Origin of the sequence: Chryseobacterium sp. MDT2-18 (genome assembly GCF_030815285.1) — a bacterium.
Lineage (GTDB): Bacteria > Bacteroidota > Bacteroidia > Flavobacteriales > Weeksellaceae > Kaistella > Kaistella salivictor.
Genome location: NZ_JAUSWQ010000001.1, coordinates 63,714 through 88,839, shown reverse-complemented (window position 1 = coordinate 88,839; position 25,126 = coordinate 63,714). Strand labels below are relative to the sequence as shown.

Genomic DNA, 25,126 nt, shown 5'->3' with positions numbered 1-25,126 from the left:
ATTGAAAAGTTGATACTAAAAATGTAACTTTGGTTTAAGTTTTTTTTAAAAGGTGGTTAATTTCATGTTAAAGTAGATTCACCACTGTTCTTTGGATTAATATTTTCTGTTGAAAAATCTTAAATGAAAGACCATGAAACCAAGAATTATTATTTTGATATTTCTCAATATCGTTTATCTTCCTGTTGATGGTCAAAATTTAAATTATCCTGAAGTATGGACTTTAGAAAACTGTATCATTTACGCTAAGAATAATAATATTTCAATCTCCTCCCTGCGTCTTTCCAAAAGCGCTGCAAATCAGGATTTATTACAGGCAAAAGCAGCCAAATACCCGAATCTGAACGGCAACGTTTCCCAGGGACTTTTCGCGGTGAATGGAAATGATGGTCTACACATCCAGGGACTGAATACCCAAAGCATTGGAGCCAGTTCTTCGATGACGCTGTACCACGACAATTACCTTAAAAACAATGTTATTTCAAAAGACCTGTCAACACAGTTGGCAGATTTATCGGTGCAGGAAAGTGAAAATAATATTACACTGAGCGTCACCCAGGCGTTTTTAAATATTTTGATGGCTCAGGAAAATATAGTAGCTCTGCAAAATCTATTAACGACGACGAAGATTCAGTTAAAACAGGGAACACAACTATATAACGCAGGAAGCATTTCTAAATTGAATTTCCTGCAGCTTCAGTCGCAACATTCGCAGGACGAATACAATTTAATCGCCGCCCAAAATAATCTGAGAACTGATCTGGTCAATTTAAAGCAGCTGCTGCAGTTGCCGACTTCGTACAATTTCCAGATCTCTCCTCCTCTGGAGATCATTGTAAGCAATGATGTTAAACCTCTGGAAATTGTTCAAAGTATTGCCCAAAACCAACGACCGGAAGTGAAGTATGGCGAACTCAATATCGAAAACTCAGCACTTTTACTGAAAATGGCAAAATCGTTCATTAAACCTACGCTGAGCATTTCCGGAAATATTTCAACAGGTTATTCTCAGGGAAACGGAAGTTATTTCAGCCAGCTGGCAAATCAGTTTTACCTGCCAGTGGGCTTAAGTCTGGGAATTCCCATTTACAACAACCGCATATATAAAACGGCTGTAGAAAAATCTAAAATTGAAATTCAACAGGCTCAGTTAGCTTTGGAAAATACCAAAACCATACTGAACCAACAGATTGAACAAGCCTATATCAACCTTCAGAATTCGCTTTCACAATACGAATCTGCAGAAAAACAAATGCGTATCAATGAACAGACTTACGCGATAGTAAACGCGCAAATGAAGTTAGGTGCCATCGATTATGTTCAGCTGCAGCAACAAAAACTGATTTATATTCAGGCACTGCAAAATTATTTGCAGGCAAAATATACCGCAGTTTTCAATAAGCAGATTTATGAATTTTATATGGGACAGCAAATTAATTTATAAAACACTTATAATGAAAAATAAAAAATGGCTGCTTGGGGGAATCCTTTTTTTACTTTTAGGAATTGGTTTTTGGTACTATTTCAAAAAAAGTGAAGCAGTGAAAATCCAGCTCAACACTGTGAAACCTATCATTGGCGATATTACAGAAACGATCACTGCGACAGGAACGATTCAACCTGTCGATACGGTCGCTGTCGGAACTCAGGTTTCGGGAACCATCAATAAAATTTATGTTGATTTTAATTCTCAAGTTAAAAAAGGGCAGCTTTTAGCGACTTTAGATCCTTCTCTATTGCGGGATCAGTCTCTACAAATTGCGGGAACTCTGGCCAGCGCCAAAAGCAATCTGGTTTTCAATCAAACGGCTTACAACCGCCAGGCAGCGTTGTACAAGGTAGGTGCGATCAGCAAAGCAGATTTTCAGTCTGCACTCAACCAATATAATGCGGCAAAGGCACAAATATCTGCCATTACTGCTCAGTTGTCTGCGGCGAACACCAATTTATCATATACCAAAATTTACTCCCCGATTGACGGCACGATCTTATCCAGAAATGTGAGCGAAGGCCAAACCGTGGCAGCGAGTTTCAGTACGCCAACATTATTCAGCATTGCGAAGGATTTAACAAAAATGCAGGTGCGTGCCTCCATTGATGAAGCGGATATAGGAAATGTAAAAACCGGACAGAATGTAACGTTTACCGTAGATGCTTTTCCGGATCTTAATTTTAAAGGAAAAATTGTCGAAATCCGTTTACATCCAACCGTTTCCGCCAATGTGGTCAATTACATAACGATCATCAATACCGAAAATTCTGAACTAAAATTAAAACCAGGAATGACGGCGAATATTGCTGTAATTACGAGCGATGTGCCGAAAGTAATGAAGATCCCGGTACAGGCGATTACCTTTAAACCAGATTCTTTAGTAGCAAAAAATTATAAAATTAATACTCCGTACCCTTCAGTAAAGAAAAAACAATGGAATGGTCAGAAACCTGCGGCCAATAAAAATAAGTCTAAAGAGGAAGCAACAGTGTGGGTTTTAGCCGCCGATCAGTCTCTTACTATGAAAAAAATTAAAACAGGAACCTCTAATGATACCGATTTGCAGGTTATTTCAGGTTTAAGTTTAAACGATAATGTTATTACCGGTTATAAAACATTGACCAAAAAATCAGGCAGTGCCGCCAAAAGTCCGTTTTTGCCACAACGATCCGGAGGCAACAGACCTGGCAGTGGTGGCGGACCAAGATAAACTATAATAAAATGGCAAAAACATTAGAAATTATCGATGTTAAAAGAGATTTTGAAATGGGTGAAGAAACCGTTCATGCTTTACGGGGCGTAAGTTTCAGCATAGAAGAAGGTGAATTTGTAACCATCATGGGCCACAGCGGTTCGGGAAAAACTACGATGCTCAATATTTTAGGCTGTCTGGATAAACCTACGGAAGGAGATTATTTTCTGGATGGCGTGAATGTGAAAAATTTAGACAAAGACCAGCTCGCCCGCTTAAGAAACGAAAAAATAGGTTTTGTTTTTCAATCTTACAATTTACTGGCCAGAACTTCAGCATTGCAAAACGTGGAACTTCCGCTTCTGTACAATCCAAAAATATCCAGTCAGGAAAGATATGAGCGTTCTGTAAAATCCCTGGAAACCGTAAAATTATCAGACCGGATCCATTATCTTCCGAACCAGATGTCGGGTGGGCAGCAACAGCGGGTTGCCATTGCCAGAGCTTTAGTGAACCAACCTGTAATGATTTTAGCCGATGAAGCCACCGGAAATCTGGATACCAGAACGTCCTATGAAATTTTGACTTTGATACAGGAACTTAACCAACAGGGGAAAACCATCGTCTTCGTTACGCATGAACCTGATATTGCGGTATTCAGTTCAAGAACGATTACTTTGAAAGACGGAAAAGTGATTAAAGATCTGAAAAATGAAAATATTAAAAATGCAAAAGAAGCACTGAACAGTCTGCCGGTAGAAATGGATGATAAAACGTAAAAGATGAAACTTTCAAATTTATTTAAAATTGCCTGGAAAGCCATTCTTCGAAATAAACTTCGGGCTTTTCTGACCATGCTCGGAATTATCATCGGTGTAGCTTCTGTAATTGCGATGACCGCGATTGGTGAAGGTTCCAAAAGAAGCATCAGCAGTCAGCTTTCTTCCATGGGATCCAACATGATCAACATCCGGCCTACCAGTAACGTGAATGTTTCCGGTGGTGCGAGAATCGGTGCATCAGGATTGCAAAGTTTAAAAACGACCGATATAGAAGCCATAATAAAGGGAGCTCCAGATGTTTCCTACGTTTCTCCGGCAGTACAAACGAACGGGCAGTCGATTAACGGATCCAATAACTGGCCTACCCAACTTCAGGGCGTGAATGCAGATTATTTTAAAATCCGCGACTGGAATCTGTCAGAAGGTGCTTTTTTCACTGCTAAAGATGTTGTGGCTTCTAATAAAGTTTGTTTAATTGGCCAAACCATATTATCCAATTTATTTCCAGGTGGGGACGATCCTATCGGGAAAGTGATTCGGTTTAATAAAATTCCGATGACCATTATCGGTGTGCTGGAAACCAAAGGTGCCAATACTTTTGGCCAGGATCAGGACGATATTATCATAGCGCCTTTCAATACGGTGCAGCGCAGATTTTTGGGAATTGATTATGTTCAGACCATTTATGCCTCTTCGACCAGCGAAAGCACTTCTTCACAAGCATCTGATGAGATTTCACAGATTCTCCGGAAACAACACCATCTTTCTGCTGACGGAAGTAATGATGACTTTTCGGTGAGAACACAGGCCGAACTGATTGCAACCATGAGTTCTACAAGCCAGCTCTTAACCGTTCTGTTATCCGCAATTGCAGGAATCTCGCTTTTGGTCGGCGGAATCGGGATTATGAACATTATGTACGTTTCCGTAACAGAAAGAACCAAAGAAATTGGTTTGCGGATGTCCATTGGTGCGCGCGGTAAAGATATTTTATTTCAGTTTCTCATCGAAGCCATTATGATCAGCGTGACGGGCGGCGTCATCGGCGTAATGCTGGGAATTTCTGTCACGAAAATGGTGACTGCATTTCTGGGCTGGCCTACTTTTATCACCGAATCCTCTATTATCCTTTCCTTTTTTGTCTGTGCCATAACGGGCGTATTCTTCGGGTATTATCCTGCATTGAAAGCCTCAAAAATGGATCCGATCGAAGCTTTGAGATACGAATAAAAAGTCCTGAATCATCTAGAGCACTATTTTGATATTACGAATACCGTTTTTGGCCGCAATATTTTTGACCTTTTTTAATGAGAAAACTTTTTCAAAGCGAAACGATAAAGATTATTTTTACAAATAGAATATGGATCATTTTTGTCGCAGTAATTACGGCAATCAGCTGTATGACTAAATTAAAAAGCCGAACCGAAAACACAGCTCATGACTAAACTCAAGAAAATACCTTTCCCTAAAATAATTTCAAAAATTCGTTGGCAGGAGCTCCTTGCTGTTCTGATTCTTTTTCTTGCTTTTGTATTTTTCAGAAGCGAAAGAAAAGAAATGGCCGCGATCATTCCTCAGATTCAACATGCAAAACCGCTGTGGATTCTGGCCGGAGTGTTTCTTACCTTCATCTACGTTCTTCTGCAAGCGCTGATGTACGTTACCAGTTTCCGCGCGGTTGGCGTGCGGTTGAAACTTGCTGATGCCATAGAATTATTTTTAAAAAGAAACTTCCTGAGTGTTTTCCTTCCGGCAGGCGGAATCAGTTCTCTTGCTTATACGCCGCGACAGATGAAACGGCAAAACTTTGATAAAAACAGCATTCATAAAGCCAGTGCTGTTTATGGATTTGTAGGAATACTTACCGTTTTTGTGGTCGGTATTCCGGTGGTAGGATATGCTGCGGTGGTCAATAAAGATTTCGGGGAATCCGGATTCTGGTTAATTGCAGTGGGGATTTTTATCGGTTCCGTTTTTTGGCTGGTCAATTCACTGCGTACAAAAGGGATATTCTATCAGTTTCTAAAAAAGCGTTTCCCCAAAAAAATCAGTAGTATTGATGAAATTTTCGGCGGCGAAATCTATACAAAACACTTTATTGTAACCATCTTCATTTCCATTTTAATTGAATTTTGCGGGATATTTCATTTGCTGATCGCCATGTTTGCTTTTGGCGCAACCGGTTCGTTTTCTGCAGCAGCGGTAGGTTATACGATTTCAGTTTTGCTGATGTTGGTTTCTCCATTTTTAAGGGGTTTGGGCGCTGTAGAATTTACTTTGATTTACATTTTGGCAAACTTCGGCTTTTCTCACAGTCAGGGTTTAGGAATCACCTTACTGTACAGGGTTTTCGAGTTTTGGCTGCCTTTGTTACTGGGTCTTTTTGCATTCGTTTGGAAAGGCAGAAAAATAGTGGCCAGAATTCTTCCTGCCCTTGCCATCTTTGTATTGGGACTGATCAATATTATTTCGGTGATTACTCCACCACTTGCAGAGCGTTTGAAAATCGGGAAAATGTATCTTCCTGCCGAATTAATGCATTTTTCTAAAATATTGACGTTAATCGCAGGAATCCTTTTGGTGGTTACTTCTGCTTATCTTTTTCGGGGTTTAAAACGGGGCTGGTATTTTGCACTCGCCCTGGCCATTATTTCCTTTTTTGGAAACATCTTCAAAGCTCTCGATTATGAAGAATCGATTGTCGCTCTGGTTATTATATTTATGCTGATCATCAGCAGAAAAGAATATGTTTTAAAGACGAACAGAAAATATTTAAGACTCGGTTTTTCCTGGTTTTTAGGACTTTTTGCTGCCGTGATCGTGTTTAATTTTCTGAGCTTTTACTTTATTGACAAACAGCATTTCGGGGTAGATTTCACCTGGGAGGAATCTCTTTATTACACGCTGAACAGTTTTCTGCTTTTTAAGGATACAGGACTGAGTCCGAGAACCGGATTTGCCAGAGATTTTGAATACATTAATTATTTTCTCGGCATCATTTCCTGGCTGCTCCTCTTTTTTTCTGTCTTTAATGTTCGGAGACTGGTCAGCGACAAAGAAAGTTTCAGCGATGTTGAGGAAGCACAAAATCTGGTACAGATGTATGGAACTTCATCCCTGGATTTCTTTAAAACAGCAAAAGAAAAGCAGTTCTACTTTTCTGATGAGGTTGAAGGTTTTGTTTCATACAGCGCTGCAAACCCGTTTGCTTTCGTACTCGAAGAGCCGGTTTGTACCGAAGAAAATAAAGAAAAAATGATACAGGAATTTGAAGATTTCTGTACAAAGAACGGTTTAAAATCCGTTTATTATAGAATTGATGAACAAAGTTTATACCTCTTTAAACCTTTAAAAAAACAGCAACTGTTTATTGGTCAGGAAGCGATTATGAATACCGAAACCTTCAGACTGGAAGGAAAAGACCGAAAATCATTAAGAAACGGCCTTAATTCTTTAACCAAAAAAGGCTACACCTCAGAATTTCTTCACTGCCCGCAAAGTGAAGAAATTCTCAATGAAATTCAAAGTATTTCAGATGAATGGCTTAAGGAATTCGACAAGGAAGAAATGGTATTTTCGCAGGGAATGTTCGACCGCGCTGAAATCGAAAAACAGGATTTAATCGTCATTAAAAATGAAGCGGGAAAAATCGAAGCCTTTCTTAATATTATTCCGGATTTCGCACCCGAAGAATGCACCTATGATCTGATCCGCAAAACAACCACCGCTCCTAACGGAAGTATGGATGCGATGATTGTAAAATTAACAGAATATGCCAAATCTAAAAAACTGATGTACATCAACCTTGGCCTAACGCCTTTGGCTGGAATGAAACAACCCGATAATACGGCAGAGGAAATCCTGAAGTTTGTTTATAACCGGATCGGAAGTTTCAAACATTATCAGAGCCTGCGCGATTTCAAGGAAAAATATGCCGATCAATGGGAAAATAAATATTTGATTTATGGCAGCGATTTTGATTTACTGCAAATACCGGCTGCTTTAAATAAAATCACAAAACCCAAATGAAAAATTTAGCAAAAATCCTTACTGTCTTTTCGCTGTTGGTTTTATTTTCCTGCCAAAACAGCTCCAGTTTTCCCGTATTTGAATGGAACAGCAAAAGTGATAAGCCGATTGTCTTCTATATCAGCGGTGACGCGGGATTCAATACTTTTTCGAAAACGTTTTCGCAGGAACTTCACCGAAATGGTTACGATGTTTTTGCGCTGAATACCAAAAAATATTTCTGGACCAAAAAGACGCCTTCAAGAGCTTCGAAAGACACCGAAAATTATCTGAAACAAGCCATAAAAGACCGGACCAATAAAAAGATCATCATCATTGGCTATTCCTACGGCGCAGATGTAGCTCCGTTTATCTATAACCGTTTCGACCGTGATTTTCAGAAAAACATTCAGGATTTAATTATCATCGGCCCCTCTAAAGTCAATGATTTTGAAATTCATCTTGAAGAATATGTCACCGGCCATATGCAACATGGATTCAGCGTGGTCAATGAAATCAATCAGCTGAAAAATGTGCCTTTCACTTTAGTAGTAAGCGACCTGGAGAGAGCATATTTCCCTAAAAATGAAATAACGCTAAAGAATTACCAATTTCTACACCTTCCCGGCGACCATCACTTTGGCGGCAATACCAAAATGCTGGCAGATGCTATTATCAAATATTTTTAGATACCAAAACCATTAGATATTTCTTAAATTTTAGTGATTGCGTTATAATAAATTTAAAAAAATCAACTTATATTTGATCTGTTAACTGCTTTAATTTAGATTAAAATGACCAAAGACGAACTGCTCAGCAAAGCCATTAAACTGGCTCAAAAAGCCCATAAAGGACAAACCGATAAATTTGGAAGTCCCTATATCGGTCATGTGATGCGCGTAATGAATGCCGGAAAAACCTATGACGAAAAAATCGTTGGCGCATTGCATGATATCATCGAAGACTGCCCCGAAATCACCTACGAAACTTTAACTGACGAAGGATTTACAGAAGAGTTGATTTTTGCCGTAAAATGTCTTACCAAACACCCAACCGATATCGACTATATGGAATTTATCAAAAAAACAGAACAATCAAGACTTGCTGTTTCGGTAAAGTTAAATGACCTGCAGGATAATATGAGTTTAACAAGATTTAATCATCCTATCACCGAACGGGACATGAAACGGCTGAATAAATACTTAACGGCTTATCTTTATTTAAAGGAAAAATATTAGTCAACCGTTTTATCAGAATCCGAAACAAGCGCTTTCAGTTCGTTGACTTCCGCGTCGGTTAAATCCCGCCACTTGCCGATCGGAAGATCGAGTTTGATATTCAGAACGCGGATTCTCTTCAGTTTTTTCACTTCATAACCGCAATACTCGCACATCCGGCGAATCTGGCGGTTTAAGCCCTGAGTAAGAACAATACGGAACGATAAATTATCGATCTGTTCGACCTCACATTTATTGGTAACCGTTCCCAAAATCGGAATTCCGCCGCGCATCTGCATTAGGAATTTCGGGGTGATGGGTTTGTCAACTCTTACAATATATTCTTTACCGTGGTTATTTCTTGAGCGGAGGATTTTGTTGACGATATCTCCGTCGTTGGTCAAAAGAATCAAACCTTCACTCGGTTTATCTAATCTGCCGATCGGGAAAATCCTTTTCGGATGATTCACGAATTCGATGATATTGTCTCTTTCCCTTTTGGTATCGGTGGTACAGACAATGCCAACCGGTTTATTCAAAGCGATATAAATGGGTTTTTCTTCTGTTTTTCTAATATTAATTCCGTCAACCAAAATTTCATCGTCGTCAGAAACCTTAGTTCCCATTTCCGGAACTGCTCCGTTAATGGTGATTCTCCCCTGTTCTAAAAGTCGGTCTGCTTCTCTTCGTGAACAGAAGCCAACTTCTGAAAGGTATTTATTTATTCTAGTCTTTTCCATACTCATTATAATTTTTGTTGCTGAAAACCGTCAACCCGTAAAATACACCCACAAAGGTCACTCCGGTATTTCCCAATTGCTGGCCTTCCAAATAAAAGCCACCCTGCTGGCTTAATCTTTTACTGTGAGAAACCAATTTCCCCACTTTAATTCCGTATAAATCCGAATTGTCAACCACCGATTTATTCAGCTGAAATCCGTAAGTTAAATCAATAAAAACAGGTTCACCATCATCCACATTAAAAAGGATTTTCGGTTGAATAATTCCATACAAAATATGAAAATTATCTACAGTATAAGTGTATTTTAATCCGCCACCTAAAGACAGATTCGGAATAAAATTAAATCCTGCTACCGCTGAAATTCCGTAAGAAAAATCATTGGGGTAATTGTTATTATTCAAATAATTTGGATCATTTTCTCTGTCTCTGTTGCTTTTAATCATATTCGACAAATTAAATCCTGCACTCAATTCCGGGCTGAAATAAAAACCTTGAATGGGTCTTTTCTGCTTTTGGCCAAATCCAGAAATGGAAACCAATAAAAGTAGAAGATATTTTTTTTTCATTGATCGAAATTCGGTATTTTATAATGTAAAGTTAAACACAAACCGCACAAATTACCCTACTAAAAATTAACCTTTAAGATGAAAATTAAGAAGTAATATTAATGAAGATTTCCATCGAAAACAAAGCACCTTCTCTTTTTTTATCTTTTGATTCACTTCAATAAACAGTTAACTTTTGTGCCTTTTGTGGTTTAAAACTCACAGTTCAAATTTTTCTCTATTTATTAAAGTCTTCAAAACGATATTCATTTTCCAGATATTCTGAACTTCCATTTTCGATAGAATATTCACCGATCTTTGTTCGGCGAAGATTAGTGAGATACGCTCCAACTACTAAATCCTGACCAATATCGTGCGCCAGACTCCGGATATAAGTTCCTTTGGAACAACCGACGGTGAAACGAACAAAAGGCAATTCGATTTCAACATCTTTGATATAATGAATAGTCGTTTTACGGGATTTCATTTCGACTTCTTTTCCGGCTCTGGCTAAATCGTAAGCACGGTTTCCCTCAATTTTAATGGCGGAGAAAACAGGAGGTTTCTGATCGATTTCGCCCAGAAATTTATTTAAAGTTTCGTTGATCTGAACTTCTGTAATATTTGAAATATCTTGTTGCAGAATTTCGGGTTTTTCGGTATCGTAAGATTCTGTCTGCACGCCGATTTTTATTTCCGTAAAATACTCTTTCGGAGCATCTTGAATTTCCGGAATTATTTTGGTGAATTTCCCCGTGCAAACGATTAAAAGCCCTGTCGCCCGCGGATCCAAAGTTCCGGCGTGCCCAATCTTGAATTTCTTCGGAAGATTAAATTCACTTTTGAGTTTGTATTTCAGTTTGTTCACGGCTTGAAAGCTCGTCCAATCCAGAGGTTTGTCAAGGAGTATTATTTGTCCTTCTAAGAAATCGGTATCGGTCATTTTTAAAAACTAAATTGGTAAAGAGTTCTGCTTTGCAGCCCGACCTGAGTGGAGCTCTTTTTGTCGCAACATAGTGGAGGCAAAAAAGCGGGAACGGAGGGCGGAAATGTCTGCCATAAAAAACATATAGACATTCGGTATCATAAAATATTTGCTCAAGTAAGATTATTGAAACCAATAAAAGTAAATCAACAAGCCGATTCCCACGATAATCCGGTACCAACCCCAAGGTTTAAAACCGTATTTATTCAGCAATCCGATGAACGATTTTATAGCGATTAAAGCAACGATGAACGCCACAATATTTCCTACAATAAAAGCAATAATATTATCGGAAGACGATAGAATCATCTCATAACCTTTCATGGGAGTTGCGGTTTCTTTCCCCCAGGTTTTTACAAAAACAGAATACACGGTCACGGCTAACATGGTCGGAACCGCCAGGAAAAATGAAAATTCTGCGGCGGCTTTACGCGTCAAACCCTGTGACATACCTCCGATGATGGAAGCCGCACTCCTACTCGTTCCCGGCATCATCGCGAGACATTGCCAAAAACCTACGATCACCGCTTTCCTGACCGACATGTCTTTCTCATCGTCGATGGTTGGATTTTTAAACCAGGAATCAGAGAAGAGTAAAACAACTCCGCCTAATACCAATACCGCTGAAATGGCAATTTGATTCCCCAGAATCGCTTCAATTTTATCGTCAAAAAGATAGCCTAAAACCAAGGCCGGAATTACCGCAAAAGCCAATTTATAGTAAAATTTCAAATGTTTAAAATCAAAAAACTTTTTCCAATAGGCAAAAACAACGGCTAAAATGGCTCCGAACTGAATGGAGACCTGAAACATTTTTAGGAATTCTGTTTCTTCCATACCCATTATGGCTGCGGTAAAACCCATGTGCGCGGTTGATGAAACGGGAAGAAACTCGGTAAGTCCTTCAATAATTGCAATGATGATTGCTTTGAATAAATCCATTATTTATGATATTAAAAAACTCTTCAGCTGGCTCAGAGTAACATGATTGTTAAAAAAAACTTTGTCAAAGTTTAGAACTTTGACAAAGTGGGTATTTATTGGTGAATTATTTAATTCTTATTTCTTTTCAGAATGGCATACACTTCCACGACAAAACCGGCAATGACCAACATGGGCGCAATACGGATTCTGCGGATAGAGAAAATACCTTCATTCCAGACATTGGGATCGTATTTCCCATCAACGGTATTGGCATCAGCTCCCATCATTAAAAGAAATCCGGCGATAATTAAAGCCAAACCAATTAACATGAATCTGTAGTTTTCTTTACCGAAATAGAAAGAATTACTTTCTGAAACTTCGACGGATTTACCGATTGAATCTGCGGAGAATTTTTTATTTTTTGTGCTCATTTTTTTAAGAATAATAAAGATCATCAACATTGGATCTCAAGAAACGCCATGTTGCGAAAATCGTACTGAAAACGGTGATGAATACGCCCAGTAAAAAAATACCGATCACCAGAATAATTAACTGATTATTGTCCTGCGCAAACGGGGTCCCGATTTGGGTAATGAAATAATACCACGCTCCAAACAAAACAGCTAAACCGATTAAAGCGCCGATCACGCCAAGAATAATGGCTTCTTTAATAAACGGTTTTAAAATAAAACGGCGTTTGGCACCCACCAACTGCATCGTCTTAATAATGAACCTTTTAGAGAAAATTTTCAAACGGATCGAATTGTTGATCAAGACAATCGCTAAGATTAAAAACAATATTGAAAATCCTAAAATCCATTTCAGAATATTGTTCAGGTTGTTATAAACTTCAACCATCAAAGTACTGTTGTTCTTCACATCGATGATCCCGGGCGTGGATTTTATCTGTTTTATCGCTTCATCAATTTTTGCAGGATCTACAAATTCGGGTTTCAAAGCGACTTCGATCGATGAAGGGAAAATATTGGCATCGAACAAAGCGCTGCTTTCAATCCCCATACTTTTCTTTGCTTCTTCCGCAGCCATCTCTCTCGAAATGTAAGTAGCCCGTTTTACCGGTGCCAACACTTGAATTTTTTTGAAGGTTTCTGCTTCTAATTTTGCAATTTTCACAGAATCTTTCGCATCATAATTCTCGTCAAAATAGGCATTCACTACCAATTGCTCCTTGATGTAATCTGAGTATTTTTGAGCATTGATAAGGATCAACCCCATCAAGCCTAATAAAAATAGCACCAGTGCAATACTGATCACAACGGTGATATTGCTGGAGCGAAGTCGCTTTTTGTTAAAATCTTCAACTGTCTTAGCCATTAAATAAAAAATTTCTGCTAAAATAGAAAAAAACTTCCGTAATTTGCGGACAAACGCAGAAAATCGCTGTTAAAAAAAACATAAAAGAAATGAAGAGCAACCTTTAAAAATGGGTTTTCAGCCTTCGTTTTTAACAAATAAAATTAAATTTCTGAATGAGCGTAAGAGCCAAAAAACATCTGGGTCAACATTTTTTAACGGATGAAAATATTGCCAAAAACATTGTAGACGGACTGAGTTATGAAAATAAAAATCAGGTATTGGAAATCGGTCCCGGAATGGGCGTGCTCACCAAATATCTTCTGGAGAAAGATGCCGAGATCTTTGTAGCAGAAATTGATACCGAATCGATCGCCTATTTAAAAAGTCATTATCCGAAATTAGAAGAAAAACACTTCATCGGTGATTTTCTGAAATTAAATCTTGAGGAATCTTTTGACGGTCAAGTCTCCGTTATCGGTAATTTCCCTTATAATATTTCTTCACAGATTTTATTTAAAATTATTGATTATTACGACCGTGTCCCCGAAATGGTTGGCATGTTTCAAAAGGAAGTTGCAGAAAGAACGGCGGCGGTTCCCCGAACGAAAGACTACGGAATCCTGTCCGTTTTGGTACAGGCGTTATATGATGTTAAATATCTGTTTACTGTTCATGAAAACGTCTTTAATCCGCCTCCAAAGGTAAAATCCGGTGTTATTCGTTTAACCCGAAATCCGAAACCGGGTTTGGCTGGCAATGAAGTTCTGTTTAAAAAAATTGTAAAGGCAGGTTTTGGTCAGCGCCGGAAAAAATTATCGAATTCGCTAAAAGCTTTGGATATTCCTGAAGAATTGAAAGCCCACGAATTTATGGATAAAAGGGCGGAAGAATTATCGGTCGCAGATTTCATAGCATTTACGCAGCTTTGGAAGGAGCATTCTTAAAAAAAACAAAAAAAAACCATTTCAGCTTTGAAATGGTTTTTTCGTTTGAAAACATTTTGTTTTTTTTAAACCACAAAAGTTTTATATTTTTAAAATATTTAAAAGCGTAAAAAAGAAAAGGTCGAAAGTTTATAACTCCACCTTCGCAAGGTTTTTCGAAAGTTAGTTTTCCGGAGGAAGATTTGCATTTTCTTCTTCAGTTTTTAAATCTTCCAACCGCTTCTGAAGATTGGCAATTACTTCTCTCATTGCTTTGATATCACTTTTGTTAGAAGAAACATTGCTTTTTAACATTACATTTCTGGCGCGCTCGTTATGATCTTCATCATCATCGTCTTCAGCAATATCTTCGATATCTTCCTGAATATCATCAATATCTTCACTAATTTCTTCAATATCTTCCTGGATATCTTCAATATCTTCCTGAATTTCGTTCACGTCTTCTTTCAAATCTTCGATATGTTCGTTGCTTCTGTTTACCGACATCTGAATGAAAATGGCCAGATAAATCGCTTCCAACGAAAGTACCGTTGTAAGCACCAAAAGCATCTTATCAAATTCAACAATGCCAAAAATCGGAAGTAAAAACGCAGTTAAAAATATAATTGAATGTACAATTAACGAAGGAATAGAACCAATCCACCACATCACACCATCGGTAACGCGAACTAGAAATTCGATTTTTTCTTTGGTTTTTTCTTCTCTGTTTTTCATTTTTTTATTTTCCTCAAATTATTAGGTAACTGTTTCAGCTTTTTAAACCACCAATGCGCGGATTTCCCGCTTTATAATTATTTAATTTTATTTCACCAATAAAAATCCAATGGATTTATTTACAACAAATTCGTGAATTCGCAGCAAAAAAAATGTATTCTTTTCTAATTCAAGCGATTACATCTTCACAATTTTACTTTTGTTACTTTATGGTTTATAAGTCTAAAACTCTTTATCAATTCCTAAACCAAAAAGTGCGAAATCATACTTCGCGGGGTCTTTATCATCGAATTTCCTTAAAACCAAATCCATCTCTTCCACTGTTTTCCAGTCGTTTTGTTTTCTTTGAATCAGATTGAGTTTTCGGGAAATATTTCCGGTGTGCACATCCAGTGGAATGGATAAATGTTTCTGATCAATATTTTCCCAAATTCCAAAATCCACTCCTTTCCGGTCTTTGCGAACCATCCAGCGCAGAAACATGATTAAGCGTTTTGCCGAGGAATTTTTGTAAGTTGAACTTACGTGCTTTGTACTTCGGTGAATTTGATTTTCTTTAAAGAATTCTGTTCTGAAGCGTTGGAGGCTGTGGTAAAAATTGGTTTCATCTTCTTGCACTAAAAACAAATTTTCCAACGAGTCATTTTTTTTATAAAGTCTGCTTAAATTTCGGATGAACTCATTGAGATCTTCTTTGTTAAAAGTACGGTGGACAGAATTATGATGAAACAAATCCATATCTTTTTCCTGAAAATTCAGCACGAAATCATAAGGCGAGTTTCCCATCCAGGCCAATATTTTCTCTGTATCACTGATGATTGACTTTCGGGTTCCCCAGGAAATCGTTGCGGCTAAAAATCCTGTAATTTCAATATCCTGCTTTAAAGAAAACCGATGGGGAATCTGAATGGGATCATTTTCAATAAAATCGGTATGGTTATAAAAATCAGCTTTTTCATCGAGAAAATCTTTTAGAAATTCAGGATCAGGAAATGGGGTAAGATTATTCACTTTTCCTGCTATTTAATTTCTACCGGAACCAAAGCTTTGGGTAAATCGGTGTTGGAAAAAACCTCGCGTGCTTCATTCAGGAAGACATTCAGGTCGTTATAGCGGTTAGAAAAATGCCCGATAATCAGTTTGCCGACGTTTGCCTTTCTGGCAATTCTTGCAGCTTCCAAAGCGGTCGTATGTCCTGTGTAATCGGCCATTTCTTTTAAGTCATGCAAAAAAGTCGCTTCGTGATACAATAAATCCACTCCGTTAATCAAAGGTAAAATAGATTCGGTATATCTGGTGTCGCTGCAAAAAGCGTAAGAAACCGATTTTGTCGGATCTTTAGTTAACAGTTCGTTTTTCAAAACGTAACCGTCACTCAGCACGAAATCTTTTCCGTTTTTTATATTCTGGTAATCGCAGGTTTCTATTTCTGGATATTTCGAAACCTCCTGCATGTTGAGATGCCTTTCTTTTGGTTTTTCACGGAACAAATAACCGTTGCAGTAAATGCGGTGGTTTAAGGGAATGGTAAAAACTTCCAGTTTATGATCTTCATATATTTTCTCTGATTTTTTACTTTGCAGCTCGTGGTAAACGACTTCAAACCCTTTGTGTGTTTCTGTTAATCTGAATATGGTTTCCAGCATTTCTTTAATTCCTTTCGGACCGTAAACATGCAGAGGGGTTTCGCGGCCTAACAACCGGAAAGAGGCAATTAATCCAGGCAAACCGAAACAGTGATCGCCATGTAGATGCGAAATAAAGATATGATTGATTTTTGAAAACCGTGCTTTTGCTTTTCTTAACTGAACCTGGGTTCCTTCGCCGCAATCGATAAGGAAACACCGCTCTTCCATCTCCAGGAATTGTGCTGTAGGAGACGAATTCACCGTAGGAATTGCTGAGTTGAAGCCGAGAATAGTTAAGTGTGCGCTCAAAAGTGTTGGATGTTTGGTGTTGGATGTTTAATGCTGGATGTTGGATGTTGAGTTGCTGGAAGTTTTTAAATTTAAACAAATTTACTAATTATTTCGGGGATTTTGAAAAGAAAAGCGCGTCTTGATTTTAGCCCCGATTGCAGCGACATCCTTTTTTTGAGGAGGAACGACGAAAAAAAGATACAGCGGAAAGCGGACCGAAATTTCTAAAAAAGCGAAAATCTTGTTGCTCCTAAAAAAAAAAATCCCGAAAATAAATTTCGGGATTTAAAAATTTTATAATTATTTCGTATTTAATTTTTTAAATTTTATATAAGAAACAATGGCCAAAGTAAACATGAAAGCAATGCCGATGTATACCCAAATTGGTACTGGCACAGGATCTCCCGCTGCGTAAGAATGCAATCCGCTTAAGTAATAATTTACACCGAAATAAGTCATTACAATGGTACTGATTGCGAACAGTGAAGCCACGTGGAAAGCCCATCTTCCTCTCAGTCCCGGTACTAATCGCATGTGTAAAACGAAGGCATAAACCATGACGGAAATGAAGGCCCAGGTTTCTTTTGGATCCCAGCTCCAGTATCTTCCCCACGATTCGTTTGCCCAAATTCCACCAAGGAAAGTTCCTACGGTTAAGGCGTATAATCCTATGGTTAAAGACATTTCTGAAACGACCGTTAATTCTTTGATTGTGGTATCATGGTGAATTTTATAGATCTTTTTGTTGGAGAAAATATAGAAAAATAACGTGATGATCGCAATAACCATCGAGAGACCGAAGAATCCGTAACTGGAAGTAATAATCGCCACGTGGATAATTAACCAGTATGATTTCAATACAGGTACCAACGGTGTGATTTGCGGATCCAATGCTGAACCACCGTGTGCAAAGCCCATCATGATTACCGCTACCATAAATCCGGCTGCAGGAATTAAGGCGTTCGAGTTGCGGTATAATAACAATCCAGCTGTTATCCCAACCCACGAGATGAAGATAATGGCTTCGTAACCGTTACTCCAAGGAGCGTGACCTGAAATATACCATCTTCCGACTAAACCTAAGAATTGTAGGAAATAACCAACCAATCCAACAAGAATTAACCCTTTGATTATTTTATTTACAATCTTATTCGGTTTGAATAATTCGATGAATCCTAACAGTAATAATAAACCACCGATTACTGAGTAGAACATCAATAAATAAAAGTTGATGTTTGCTTTGTTCATCAATACTTCCAGGTTAATTTTTGATTCACTCGGCACCACATTTTTACCCCAGGTTTTTTGATACTGCTCTAATTTTGCCAATTCTGCATCGGCTTTGCTCCAGTCTCCTGATTTTTGAGCGGCAAGTATTTCTGCGAAATAAGGTCCCATCACTTCCTGCGATGCGGTATCGGGTTCGAAATTTTGATCTAACCAGGAATGCCAGGTATTATTCGGGTCATTTTTCACCGGTACAATTCTCATAAACTGTCCGCTGAAGAACTCGTTAAATGCCTGAACACGGTCATTCACGGCAATTACTTCTTTATCATAATTGGTCTGATCTGCCGGTTTTTTCCGGAAAGCTTCCTGATAATCCTCTTCCAAAACGTAATGCAGTGCGCCGGTTTCATCTGCCGGGAAAAGACTCATTAAAGAGGTATAATACTGATCACCTAATGATTTATGATCTTTATAAACAGCTTTGGTTTTTTTCCTTAGTTCTTCTCCACCTTTAGAACCAACTCTAATGATCGGAACCATCGTCCAGCTTGCAGTATCGGTATTGATGGACAAAAACCATTGGTCAGCTGTCAGTGATTTTCCGTCTGTGCCATTAAATGTATCATGTTTGTATAATTTTCTAAGAACATCTAAAGCCTGAGTATTCATTGGAACAATACGGCCTTCGTAGTTTTGAACCAATAAATAACCGAATTTTTCTGCGTGCTCTTTTGAAATTCTATTTTTGGCAATAATCTCGTCAGCAGTAATCGGCTTTGGAGATTTTAACATTCGGGCGCCCTTCGGTTTTTGCGGAGCAGGCTCTGTAGTTAACAGATCTGCTGCACCGTGGCCATGACCGTCATCTGCAGAATGAACTTGCTGACCAGAACCATCAGTATTACCATGGGTTTCAATTTTTTGTGCGTTGAAGTTTAAAGTCAACAGAATTAATAACAGCGTGGCTGCTTTCTTTTTGCTTACATTTTTTAACATTTGGTTCAGTTTCCAGAAGTGTGTTCCTTTCCAGAAGAAGATGACAAACATGCCACCGAACAGAAAGAAATAACCGATATAGGTGATTAACGTTCCCCAGAAATCGTGGTTCACAGAAAGCACGGTTCCTTTCCTATCGGGGTCAAAACTAGCTTGGAAAAACCGGTATCCACTATGATTAAGAACGTGGTTCATATAAATTTTATAAGGGGTTTGTTTTCCTTGATCGATAATCTGGACGTGACTTTCATAAGCACTCGGCGACGAACTTCCAGGATAAGTTTCCATCACAAATTTTTCAAGTTTTAAAGAAAACGGCGTGGTGTATACTTTCGGTCCGAACCCAAGAATGATATTCATACCATCCACTGAGATTTGTTTAAAGGCGTTTGGATTTCCTTTTTCAACAGAAAGATCAACGATTACTTTTGATTTTGGTCCCTGAACTTCGACTTTTAAATTATCCGAAACATCTTTATCTTTTTTACGGTCCCCTTCGTAGGCAATAAGTTTTCCTTTCATCAAACCTTCAGGAACAACCAGTTTCAAATCGTTTACAGTATAAAGACTTCTTAAGACCAAAGGTTCGTATTCATCTTTTTTAGTCGTCCCTTTTGCCTGGGTTGCCATGGTCATATATTCCGATTCCACTGGAGTTTTAATGAGCAACGTTCCATTGGTATTGTTAAATTCCACCGCGCCCTCAATCGCTCTGTTGAATGAAACCAAAGTTCCGTTCACCAATTTGGAGTCGCCTGGTTTGATGTAGATATTTTCCCGTCCAGACTGTCCTGTAGAAACCAAATGAAGATATTCTGTTCCCGCTGGATCAACAACCAGACTGTCTTTTTTCCGCTGAATAAAATCAAGCGCTTTTACCGAAACCTTTTTCCCGTGATAGTCATAACTTGCTTTAAAATTTTTGTGAAGTGGCGACATCAGATAAGGAACATCCTGATAATTCAAAATATCACCTTTTTCTTCGATTTGAATTTTAAAGAAATTTTTATCGGTAATAATTTCGTTGGATGTTTCACCTTCACGGATGTGCATAATTCCTTCAAAACTAATATATCGGGTGACTGCACCACCGAGGAATATCAAAATAAATGATAAGTGAAAAACCAAAACCGGCCATTTTTCCCGTCTCCAAAGTCGGTATCGTGAAATATTTCCCACGAAGTTTAACATCAGTAAAAGCATAACGAGCTCAAACCATTTTGCTTCGTAAATTAGTGCTTTCGCGGTAGGAGTTCCGTAATCATTTTCCAGAAAAGTAGCATAACCCATTGAAGCGGCGTACACTAACAACAAAACCGCCATGGTTCTGGTCGAAATAAGAATGTTTTGAATTTTTTTCATGAGAATCTAAAACTTTACTTTTAACTGAAAAAAAGTTTATTCTTGATTTCAGGTATTTTAATTTAGAATAAATTGAATGCTTGCAAAAATACAATCTATATATTGAATGAGCGAATTTACAGGATGATTTTTATTAGGTTCAGGAAAAGGGAAATCCGTTAAAAAAGAGCGGGTTTAACAAATGAATTTATATATAAAGATTTTTTATTTATTTTCACAGAAGTCAAATCCTCATTCTAATTAATGGTTGGTATCATTCAACATCGGTACAAATTTATAAGCACCAAATTCTTCCCGTTCAAATTCTCTTTCTGATCTTTTAGTAAACCGTGTCAGGATTTGCTCATCGGTTTTTCCTAAAGGGATGACCATTTTTCCGCCCACTTTTAACTGATGAAGTAATTCTGTGGGTAAAATTTCGGCGCCGCAGGTGACCAATATTTTATCAAAAGGAGCAAAAGTTGGCAGTCCCAGAAAACCATCACCAAAACTTTGAAATTTCGGACGGAGATGCAGTTCTCTAAATTTTTTCTGCGAAAAATCATGCAGATCCTTTTGTCTTTCAATGGTGTAAACCCAAGCCTTCATCGCCATTAAAACTGCCGTTTGATAACCACATCCTGTACCGATTTCCAGCACTTTATCCTTTTCTTCAATCTTCAGAAGAGCGGTTTGCTCAGCAACGGTTGATGGATGCGAAATAGTTTGTTTTGCTAAAATCGGAAAAGCCCGGTCTTCATAGGCATAATCTTCAAAAACACTTTCTAAAAAAAGATGGCGCGGCACTCTGTTGATCGCTGCCAACACATTCTCGTCGGCGATATCCATTTTTTGCCTCAGATAATCCACCAAAATTTTCCTTTTCCCTTTATGTACGTACGAATCCTGCATGTCACAAAAATAGGAATTAGATTTGAGATTTGAAGACTTAAGATTTGAGTTTTTAATTTAAGATTATATGGTCTTTCATCTATCATCTATTCCTCTATCATCTATTCGTCTATTATCTCTTCCTCTCTTGCCTCAAAATTATTATCTTTGAAAAAATTAATTTTCTATGCTTAAAGCAGGTTTAGTTGGCGCAGGTCATTTGGGAAAAATCCATTTAAAATTATTAAATCAATCCGAAAAATACGAATTAGTCGGCTTTCACGATGCGGATAAAGAAAACGGTAAAAAACTGGAAAGCGAATTCGGTTATAAATATTTTGAAAATTTCGGGGATCTTTTAAATGAAATCGACATGCTCGATATTGTGACTCCCACTCTTTATCACTACGATTATGCGATGAAAGCCATCGAAAACCGTAAACATTTTTTCATCGAAAAACCGGTGACGCAGACTTTAAAACAGGCCGAAGAAATCCTGTACAAATGCCGTGAATTCGGGATTAAAGCGCAGGTTGGTCATGTTGAAAGGTATAATCCGGCATTTATTGGTTCTAAAGATTATATTAAAGATCCAATGTTTATTGAGATTCACCGTTTGGCAGAATTTAATCCCAGAGGAACTGATGTTTCGGTGGTTTTAGATTTAATGATCCACGATTTGGATATTTTATTGTCGATTGTAAAATCAAAAGTGAAAGCCATTCATGCGAGCGGCGTTTCGGTCGTTTCGAAATCTCCGGATATCTGTAATGCCAGAATTGAGTTTGAAAATGGTTGTGTGGCGAATTTGACGACTTCCAGAATTTCGATGAAAGCAATGCGTAAGTCCCGTTTCTTCCAGAAAGACGCTTATATTTCCGTTGACTTTTTAGAGAAAAAAGCAGAAGTAATCCGCATGAAACCGGCGCCGGAACACCCAAGTGATTTCGATATGATCATTGAAAATGCGGAAGGTGAAAAAAATCAGATTATTTTTGAATATCCGAATATTCAGCCTAATAATGCTATTTTAGATGAACTGGAAAGTTTTGCCGATGCAATTACTGAAAATAAAAAGGTAGAAGTTTCTTTGGAAGATGGAACGGAAGCGTTAAAAGTGGCGCTGGAAATTGTGAGGTTGATTTCTTAATTAGTCGAATATTTACGTAGTAACTGAATTTCACAAATGGAAAGAACTTTTTTTTTATTTTTTTTATTTATTCAGACTTTTCTTTTCTCCCAGGAGAAATGGAATATTCAGTTTTACAATGAAGTCAGCAACCGCGAGATTTCCATCTTTGCGGATAATAATGAGCTGATGCCGATGTCTGCACAGTTTACTTTTAAACTGACCAATTTAACATGTACACTGCCAAATGACGACATCGTGGTTATTCCGCCTCAAACCAAAAAATTTCTGATTGCAAAACTGGTTCCCATTAAACCCAATGAAGCCAACTCTTTCTCTTACACCAATTCCTATAACTTTGGAAATGCACGGCAGGAAAGTTTTGATGAGGATTATATCTACGCACTGCCTTTTGAAAAAGGAAAAACACAGACCATCTTTCAGGGTTATAACGGCAAATTTTCACATCAGAATGAATTTGCACTGGATTTCGACTTAAAATTGGGAAGTCCGATTTTGGCTGCCCGGGAAGGAATTGTTGTGGAAGTGGTGAACAACAATACCCGGAATTGTCCTGATAATTCCTGCGCAAAATTCAACAACAGAATACTCATCCTGCACAGCGACGGCACTTTTGCCGATTATTCTCATTTAAAATATCAGGGAGCAGTCGTGAAAAAAGGCGGTCTTGTAAAAAAAGACCAACTTCTCGGTTACAGCGGAAGTACGGGATTTGCAAGTGGTCCCCATTTACATTTCGTCGTTTTCATTAATCGGATAGACGGAAAAAGAACTTTTATAAAAACAAAATTTAAAACTTCTGAAAGTGAAGCAACGCTTTTAGAAGAAGGAAAAAATTATACTAAAAATTATTAAAAATTTAAATATGAATAGGAATATTGTTGTTATCGGAGCCGGAACCATGGGAAACGGAATTGCACATACTTTTGCACAAACCGGTTTTAAGGTAAATTTAGTTGATGTCTCCCAGGAAGCATTAGACAAAGGTTTGGCAACGATCACTAAAAATTTGGAGAGAATTATTTCAAAAGGCAACCTTACCGAAGAACAGAAATCTGAAACTTTAAATAATATTTCGACTTTCACGAATTTGGCAGATTGTGCTTCAAACGCGGATTTAATCGTTGAAGCGGCAACAGAAAATCTGGATTTGAAACTGAAAATTTTCAAACAAATGGATGAATTAGCTCCCGCGAACTGTATTCTTGCGACCAATACTTCTTCGATTTCGATTACCAAAATTGCGTCGGTTACCAACCGTGCAGACAAAGTGATCGGTATGCATTTCATGAATCCGGTTCCCATTATGAAATTGGTTGAAATCATCAAAGGCTACTCTACTTCGAAGGAAACTTTTGACACGATTTACGAAATGTCGAAAACTTTAGGAAAAGTTCCGACAGAGGTTAATGATTATCCGGGATTTGTGGCAAACAGAATTTTGATGCCGATGATCAATGAAGCCATTGAAACTTTATACAACGGCGTTGCGGGAGTGGAAGAAATCGATACGGTGATGAAACTGGGAATGGCACATCCGATGGGACCTTTGCAACTGGCAGATTTCATTGGACTGGATGTTTGTTTGGCAATTCTGAATGTGATGTACGACGGTTTCAAAAATCCAAAATATGCCCCGAATCCTCTACTGGTGAATATGGTTACGGCAGGAAAATTAGGGGTGAAATCCGGTGAAGGTTTTTATGATTATTCTGAAAGCAGAAAAGCGGAGAACGTTTCGAAAATGTTTTTGAAATAATTTTAGATGCTTAAACTTTTCCTCCAAATTAAAAACAGAGATAATTCCGTTCGAAAATTTCAGGAAAATATAAAATTCGCAGGAATCAATTTCAATAAATAATTATTATCTTTGACCCAGTTATAAACATTAAGAAAATGAAATTACCAAAGTTTTTATTAGCAGACAATTCAGATTTTCCTGAAGATTTATTCGTAGTTCACACCGAATACCCAAGATTTGTTTTGAATGTTGAGGAAGAGGAAGTAGAATGGTTCGATGACCTGGAAGGAGATGACGAAGAAACTGTAGCAGATGAAGCTACAAAAGTAGTCGAAGCAGCTTTCAAATGGTGCGACGAAGAACTCGCTAAATATGACGAGGAAGAAGAAGACTAAATAGCAAAACAAAAAGGAACTCCACAAAGAGTTCCTTTTTTTATATAGAATTGTGATGAAGTAAAGTTTATAACTTATTAAATTTCAACAACAAAAGGTTCCCTTTATACAATTCTAAAGTAGATCCGTTCACCACATATTTCGTAGCAGCGCCCAACATACTGAAGAAGTTGGTTTCTTCGCTCATATTGTCACACATCATTTTGGTAGAACCGATATTTTTTGTAGAAAAATTCCCTACGGTCCGGTCCAGCATTACCTCTCCAAAATAACTGTTACAGCCGCCGTTTCCGGTAATTTTTGCAGTTTCTATCACCAAAGTCGGTTTTTTGCCTTTTACGTTATCAGCCAAAGTCCACTGGGTATTTGCGATATTGGGTTGTGGCGTTCCAACTTTTGATTTGGAAGTCGCCATGGTTGAACACGAAACAACCGTCGCAGCGGTAAAAATGGCTAAGAAAATATTTCTAAAAATATTCTTCTGTGGAAAGTGAATTGCTTTCATTTTTAAATTTTTAATACTTCAAATTTAAGTAATAATATTGATTTAAAGGATAACAGCAGGCTTGAATGTTTCTGAGAAAACAAAAAAGCACCTCTT

General features: G+C 37.9%; 24 protein-coding genes. 12 read left to right on the top strand and 12 right to left on the bottom strand.

The features are described from left to right. The first annotated feature begins 133 nt into the window (after positions 1–133). From QF004_RS00425 to QF004_RS00395, 7 genes are all read left to right on the top strand, one after another. Entirely contained in the window at positions 134–1,444 is a 1,311-nt protein-coding gene (locus QF004_RS00425; protein WP_307421765.1) for a TolC family protein, read from the top strand. A 10-nt stretch (positions 1,445–1,454) separates the two neighbouring features. Then, on the top strand, positions 1,455–2,702 hold the full coding sequence (locus QF004_RS00420; RefSeq protein ID WP_307421763.1) for an efflux RND transporter periplasmic adaptor subunit: 1,248 nt from the start codon (positions 1,455–1,457) through the stop codon (positions 2,700–2,702). Between the two features lie 11 nt (positions 2,703–2,713). Continuing rightward, positions 2,714–3,463, top strand: coding sequence for an ABC transporter ATP-binding protein (locus QF004_RS00415; protein WP_307421762.1), 750 nt, complete (start codon positions 2,714–2,716; stop codon positions 3,461–3,463). A gap of 3 nt (positions 3,464–3,466) precedes the next feature. Next, the gene (locus tag QF004_RS00410) at positions 3,467–4,696 is read left to right on the top strand and encodes an ABC transporter permease (protein WP_307421760.1); all 1,230 of its coding nucleotides are present in this window, start codon (positions 3,467–3,469) and stop codon (positions 4,694–4,696) included. Positions 4,697–4,903: 207 nt separating this feature from the next. Further along, complete coding sequence (locus tag QF004_RS00405) at positions 4,904–7,495, top strand: phosphatidylglycerol lysyltransferase domain-containing protein (protein ID WP_307421758.1); 2,592 nt, start codon at positions 4,904–4,906, stop codon at positions 7,493–7,495. Continuing rightward, complete coding sequence (locus QF004_RS00400; protein ID WP_307421756.1) at positions 7,492–8,163, top strand: AcvB/VirJ family lysyl-phosphatidylglycerol hydrolase; 672 nt, start codon at positions 7,492–7,494, stop codon at positions 8,161–8,163. Before QF004_RS00405 ends, QF004_RS00400 begins: the two co-directional genes overlap by 4 nt. A gap of 105 nt (positions 8,164–8,268) precedes the next feature. Next, positions 8,269–8,712 (top strand): phosphohydrolase, encoded by a 444-nt coding sequence (locus tag QF004_RS00395; RefSeq protein WP_307421754.1) that lies wholly within the window; start codon positions 8,269–8,271, stop codon positions 8,710–8,712. Here QF004_RS00395 and rluF read toward each other — a convergent pair. From rluF to QF004_RS00365, 6 genes are all read right to left on the bottom strand, one after another. Continuing rightward, on the bottom strand, positions 8,709–9,431 hold the full coding sequence (rluF, locus tag QF004_RS00390; protein WP_133440375.1) for a 23S rRNA pseudouridine(2604) synthase RluF: 723 nt from the start codon (positions 9,429–9,431) through the stop codon (positions 8,709–8,711). The genes QF004_RS00395 and rluF overlap by 4 nt on opposite strands. Next, a complete protein-coding gene (locus QF004_RS00385) occupies positions 9,418–9,999 on the bottom strand; it encodes a hypothetical protein (protein WP_307421751.1) in 582 nt (193 codons plus the stop codon). Before QF004_RS00385 ends, rluF begins: the two co-directional genes overlap by 14 nt. A gap of 217 nt (positions 10,000–10,216) precedes the next feature. After that, positions 10,217–10,921: a tRNA pseudouridine(55) synthase TruB gene (gene truB / locus QF004_RS00380; RefSeq protein ID WP_307421749.1), complete on the bottom strand. Its 705-nt coding sequence runs from the start codon at positions 10,919–10,921 to the stop codon at positions 10,217–10,219. 165 nt (positions 10,922–11,086) lie between these two features. Next, complete coding sequence (locus QF004_RS00375; protein ID WP_133440372.1) at positions 11,087–11,905, bottom strand: undecaprenyl-diphosphate phosphatase; 819 nt, start codon at positions 11,903–11,905, stop codon at positions 11,087–11,089. Between the two features lie 110 nt (positions 11,906–12,015). After that, positions 12,016–12,318, bottom strand: a complete 303-nt coding sequence (locus QF004_RS00370) for a DUF3098 domain-containing protein (RefSeq protein WP_133440371.1) — start codon at positions 12,316–12,318, stop codon at positions 12,016–12,018. A 4-nt stretch (positions 12,319–12,322) separates the two neighbouring features. Beyond that, positions 12,323–13,222, bottom strand: a complete 900-nt coding sequence (locus QF004_RS00365) for an ABC transporter permease (RefSeq protein ID WP_133440370.1) — start codon at positions 13,220–13,222, stop codon at positions 12,323–12,325. A 155-nt stretch (positions 13,223–13,377) separates the two neighbouring features. On the opposite strand from QF004_RS00365, the gene rsmA reads away from it, so the two are divergent. After that, on the top strand, positions 13,378–14,148 hold the full coding sequence (rsmA, locus tag QF004_RS00360) for a 16S rRNA (adenine(1518)-N(6)/adenine(1519)-N(6))-dimethyltransferase RsmA (protein ID WP_133440369.1): 771 nt from the start codon (positions 13,378–13,380) through the stop codon (positions 14,146–14,148). A gap of 162 nt (positions 14,149–14,310) precedes the next feature. Here the strand turns inward: rsmA and QF004_RS00355 are convergent, their stop codons facing one another. The 5 genes from QF004_RS00355 to QF004_RS00335 all read right to left on the bottom strand — a co-directional run bounded on the left by QF004_RS00355 (position 14,311) and on the right by QF004_RS00335 (position 21,260). Beyond that, the gene (locus QF004_RS00355; protein WP_133440368.1) at positions 14,311–14,862 is read right to left on the bottom strand and encodes a DUF1003 domain-containing protein; all 552 of its coding nucleotides are present in this window, start codon (positions 14,860–14,862) and stop codon (positions 14,311–14,313) included. A 222-nt stretch (positions 14,863–15,084) separates the two neighbouring features. Next, on the bottom strand, positions 15,085–15,873 hold the full coding sequence (locus QF004_RS00350) for a TIGR02757 family protein (RefSeq protein ID WP_307421742.1): 789 nt from the start codon (positions 15,871–15,873) through the stop codon (positions 15,085–15,087). Between the two features lie 8 nt (positions 15,874–15,881). After that, positions 15,882–16,799, bottom strand: coding sequence for a ribonuclease Z (locus tag QF004_RS00345; protein ID WP_307421740.1), 918 nt, complete (start codon positions 16,797–16,799; stop codon positions 15,882–15,884). 282 nt (positions 16,800–17,081) lie between these two features. Then, the gene (gene ccsA, locus QF004_RS00340) at positions 17,082–20,369 is read right to left on the bottom strand and encodes a cytochrome c biogenesis protein CcsA (RefSeq protein WP_307421739.1); all 3,288 of its coding nucleotides are present in this window, start codon (positions 20,367–20,369) and stop codon (positions 17,082–17,084) included. A 240-nt stretch (positions 20,370–20,609) separates the two neighbouring features. After that, complete coding sequence (locus tag QF004_RS00335) at positions 20,610–21,260, bottom strand: protein-L-isoaspartate(D-aspartate) O-methyltransferase (RefSeq protein WP_307421737.1); 651 nt, start codon at positions 21,258–21,260, stop codon at positions 20,610–20,612. A 166-nt stretch (positions 21,261–21,426) separates the two neighbouring features. On the opposite strand from QF004_RS00335, the gene QF004_RS00330 reads away from it, so the two are divergent. From QF004_RS00330 to QF004_RS00315, 4 genes are all read left to right on the top strand, one after another. Then, positions 21,427–22,389 carry a Gfo/Idh/MocA family protein gene (locus tag QF004_RS00330; protein WP_307421736.1) on the top strand — a complete coding sequence of 321 codons (963 nt, stop codon included), beginning with the start codon at positions 21,427–21,429 and terminating at the stop codon, positions 22,387–22,389. A 36-nt stretch (positions 22,390–22,425) separates the two neighbouring features. Further along, entirely contained in the window at positions 22,426–23,244 is an 819-nt protein-coding gene (locus QF004_RS00325) for a M23 family metallopeptidase (protein ID WP_307421734.1), read from the top strand. A gap of 10 nt (positions 23,245–23,254) precedes the next feature. After that, positions 23,255–24,148, top strand: a complete 894-nt coding sequence (locus QF004_RS00320; protein ID WP_307421733.1) for a 3-hydroxybutyryl-CoA dehydrogenase — start codon at positions 23,255–23,257, stop codon at positions 24,146–24,148. A 137-nt stretch (positions 24,149–24,285) separates the two neighbouring features. Further along, positions 24,286–24,525, top strand: a complete 240-nt coding sequence (locus QF004_RS00315; RefSeq protein WP_133440359.1) for a hypothetical protein — start codon at positions 24,286–24,288, stop codon at positions 24,523–24,525. Positions 24,526–24,592: 67 nt separating this feature from the next. Here QF004_RS00315 and QF004_RS00310 read toward each other — a convergent pair whose 3' ends face one another. Next, positions 24,593–25,030: an META domain-containing protein gene (locus tag QF004_RS00310; RefSeq protein ID WP_133440358.1), complete on the bottom strand. Its 438-nt coding sequence runs from the start codon at positions 25,028–25,030 to the stop codon at positions 24,593–24,595. Between the last annotated feature and the right edge of the window lie 96 nt (positions 25,031–25,126).

Excerpts from the sequence above, each read along its gene's own strand:
- rluF (WP_133440375.1), bottom strand. The coding sequence starts at position 9,431 with ATGGAAAAGACTAGAATAAATAAATACCTTTCAGAAGTTGGCTTCTGT.
- QF004_RS00375 (WP_133440372.1), bottom strand. The coding sequence starts at position 11,905 with ATGGATTTATTCAAAGCAATCATCATTGCAATTATTGAAGGACTTACC.
- QF004_RS00365 (WP_133440370.1), bottom strand. The coding sequence starts at position 13,222 with ATGGCTAAGACAGTTGAAGATTTTAACAAAAAGCGACTTCGCTCCAGC.
- QF004_RS00385 (WP_307421751.1), bottom strand. The coding sequence starts at position 9,999 with ATGAAAAAAAAATATCTTCTACTTTTATTGGTTTCCATTTCTGGATTT.
- ccsA (WP_307421739.1), bottom strand. The coding sequence starts at position 20,369 with ATGAAAAAAATTCAAAACATTCTTATTTCGACCAGAACCATGGCGGTT.
- QF004_RS00355 (WP_133440368.1), bottom strand. The coding sequence starts at position 14,862 with ATGAAAAACAGAGAAGAAAAAACCAAAGAAAAAATCGAATTTCTAGTT.
- QF004_RS00400 (WP_307421756.1), top strand. The coding sequence starts at position 7,492 with ATGAAAAATTTAGCAAAAATCCTTACTGTCTTTTCGCTGTTGGTTTTA.
- QF004_RS00370 (WP_133440371.1), bottom strand. The coding sequence starts at position 12,318 with ATGAGCACAAAAAATAAAAAATTCTCCGCAGATTCAATCGGTAAATCC.
- rsmA (WP_133440369.1), top strand. The coding sequence starts at position 13,378 with ATGAGCGTAAGAGCCAAAAAACATCTGGGTCAACATTTTTTAACGGAT.
- QF004_RS00325 (WP_307421734.1), top strand. The coding sequence starts at position 22,426 with ATGGAAAGAACTTTTTTTTTATTTTTTTTATTTATTCAGACTTTTCTT.
- QF004_RS00310 (WP_133440358.1), bottom strand. The coding sequence starts at position 25,030 with ATGAAAGCAATTCACTTTCCACAGAAGAATATTTTTAGAAATATTTTC.
- QF004_RS00420 (WP_307421763.1), top strand. The coding sequence starts at position 1,455 with ATGAAAAATAAAAAATGGCTGCTTGGGGGAATCCTTTTTTTACTTTTA.
- truB (WP_307421749.1), bottom strand. The coding sequence starts at position 10,921 with ATGACCGATACCGATTTCTTAGAAGGACAAATAATACTCCTTGACAAA.
- QF004_RS00395 (WP_307421754.1), top strand. The coding sequence starts at position 8,269 with ATGACCAAAGACGAACTGCTCAGCAAAGCCATTAAACTGGCTCAAAAA.
- QF004_RS00320 (WP_307421733.1), top strand. The coding sequence starts at position 23,255 with ATGAATAGGAATATTGTTGTTATCGGAGCCGGAACCATGGGAAACGGA.
- QF004_RS00335 (WP_307421737.1), bottom strand. The coding sequence starts at position 21,260 with ATGCAGGATTCGTACGTACATAAAGGGAAAAGGAAAATTTTGGTGGAT.
- QF004_RS00425 (WP_307421765.1), top strand. The coding sequence starts at position 134 with ATGAAACCAAGAATTATTATTTTGATATTTCTCAATATCGTTTATCTT.
- QF004_RS00330 (WP_307421736.1), top strand. The coding sequence starts at position 21,427 with ATGCTTAAAGCAGGTTTAGTTGGCGCAGGTCATTTGGGAAAAATCCAT.
- QF004_RS00415 (WP_307421762.1), top strand. The coding sequence starts at position 2,714 with ATGGCAAAAACATTAGAAATTATCGATGTTAAAAGAGATTTTGAAATG.
- QF004_RS00315 (WP_133440359.1), top strand. The coding sequence starts at position 24,286 with ATGAAATTACCAAAGTTTTTATTAGCAGACAATTCAGATTTTCCTGAA.
- QF004_RS00405 (WP_307421758.1), top strand. The coding sequence starts at position 4,904 with ATGACTAAACTCAAGAAAATACCTTTCCCTAAAATAATTTCAAAAATT.
- QF004_RS00410 (WP_307421760.1), top strand. The coding sequence starts at position 3,467 with ATGAAACTTTCAAATTTATTTAAAATTGCCTGGAAAGCCATTCTTCGA.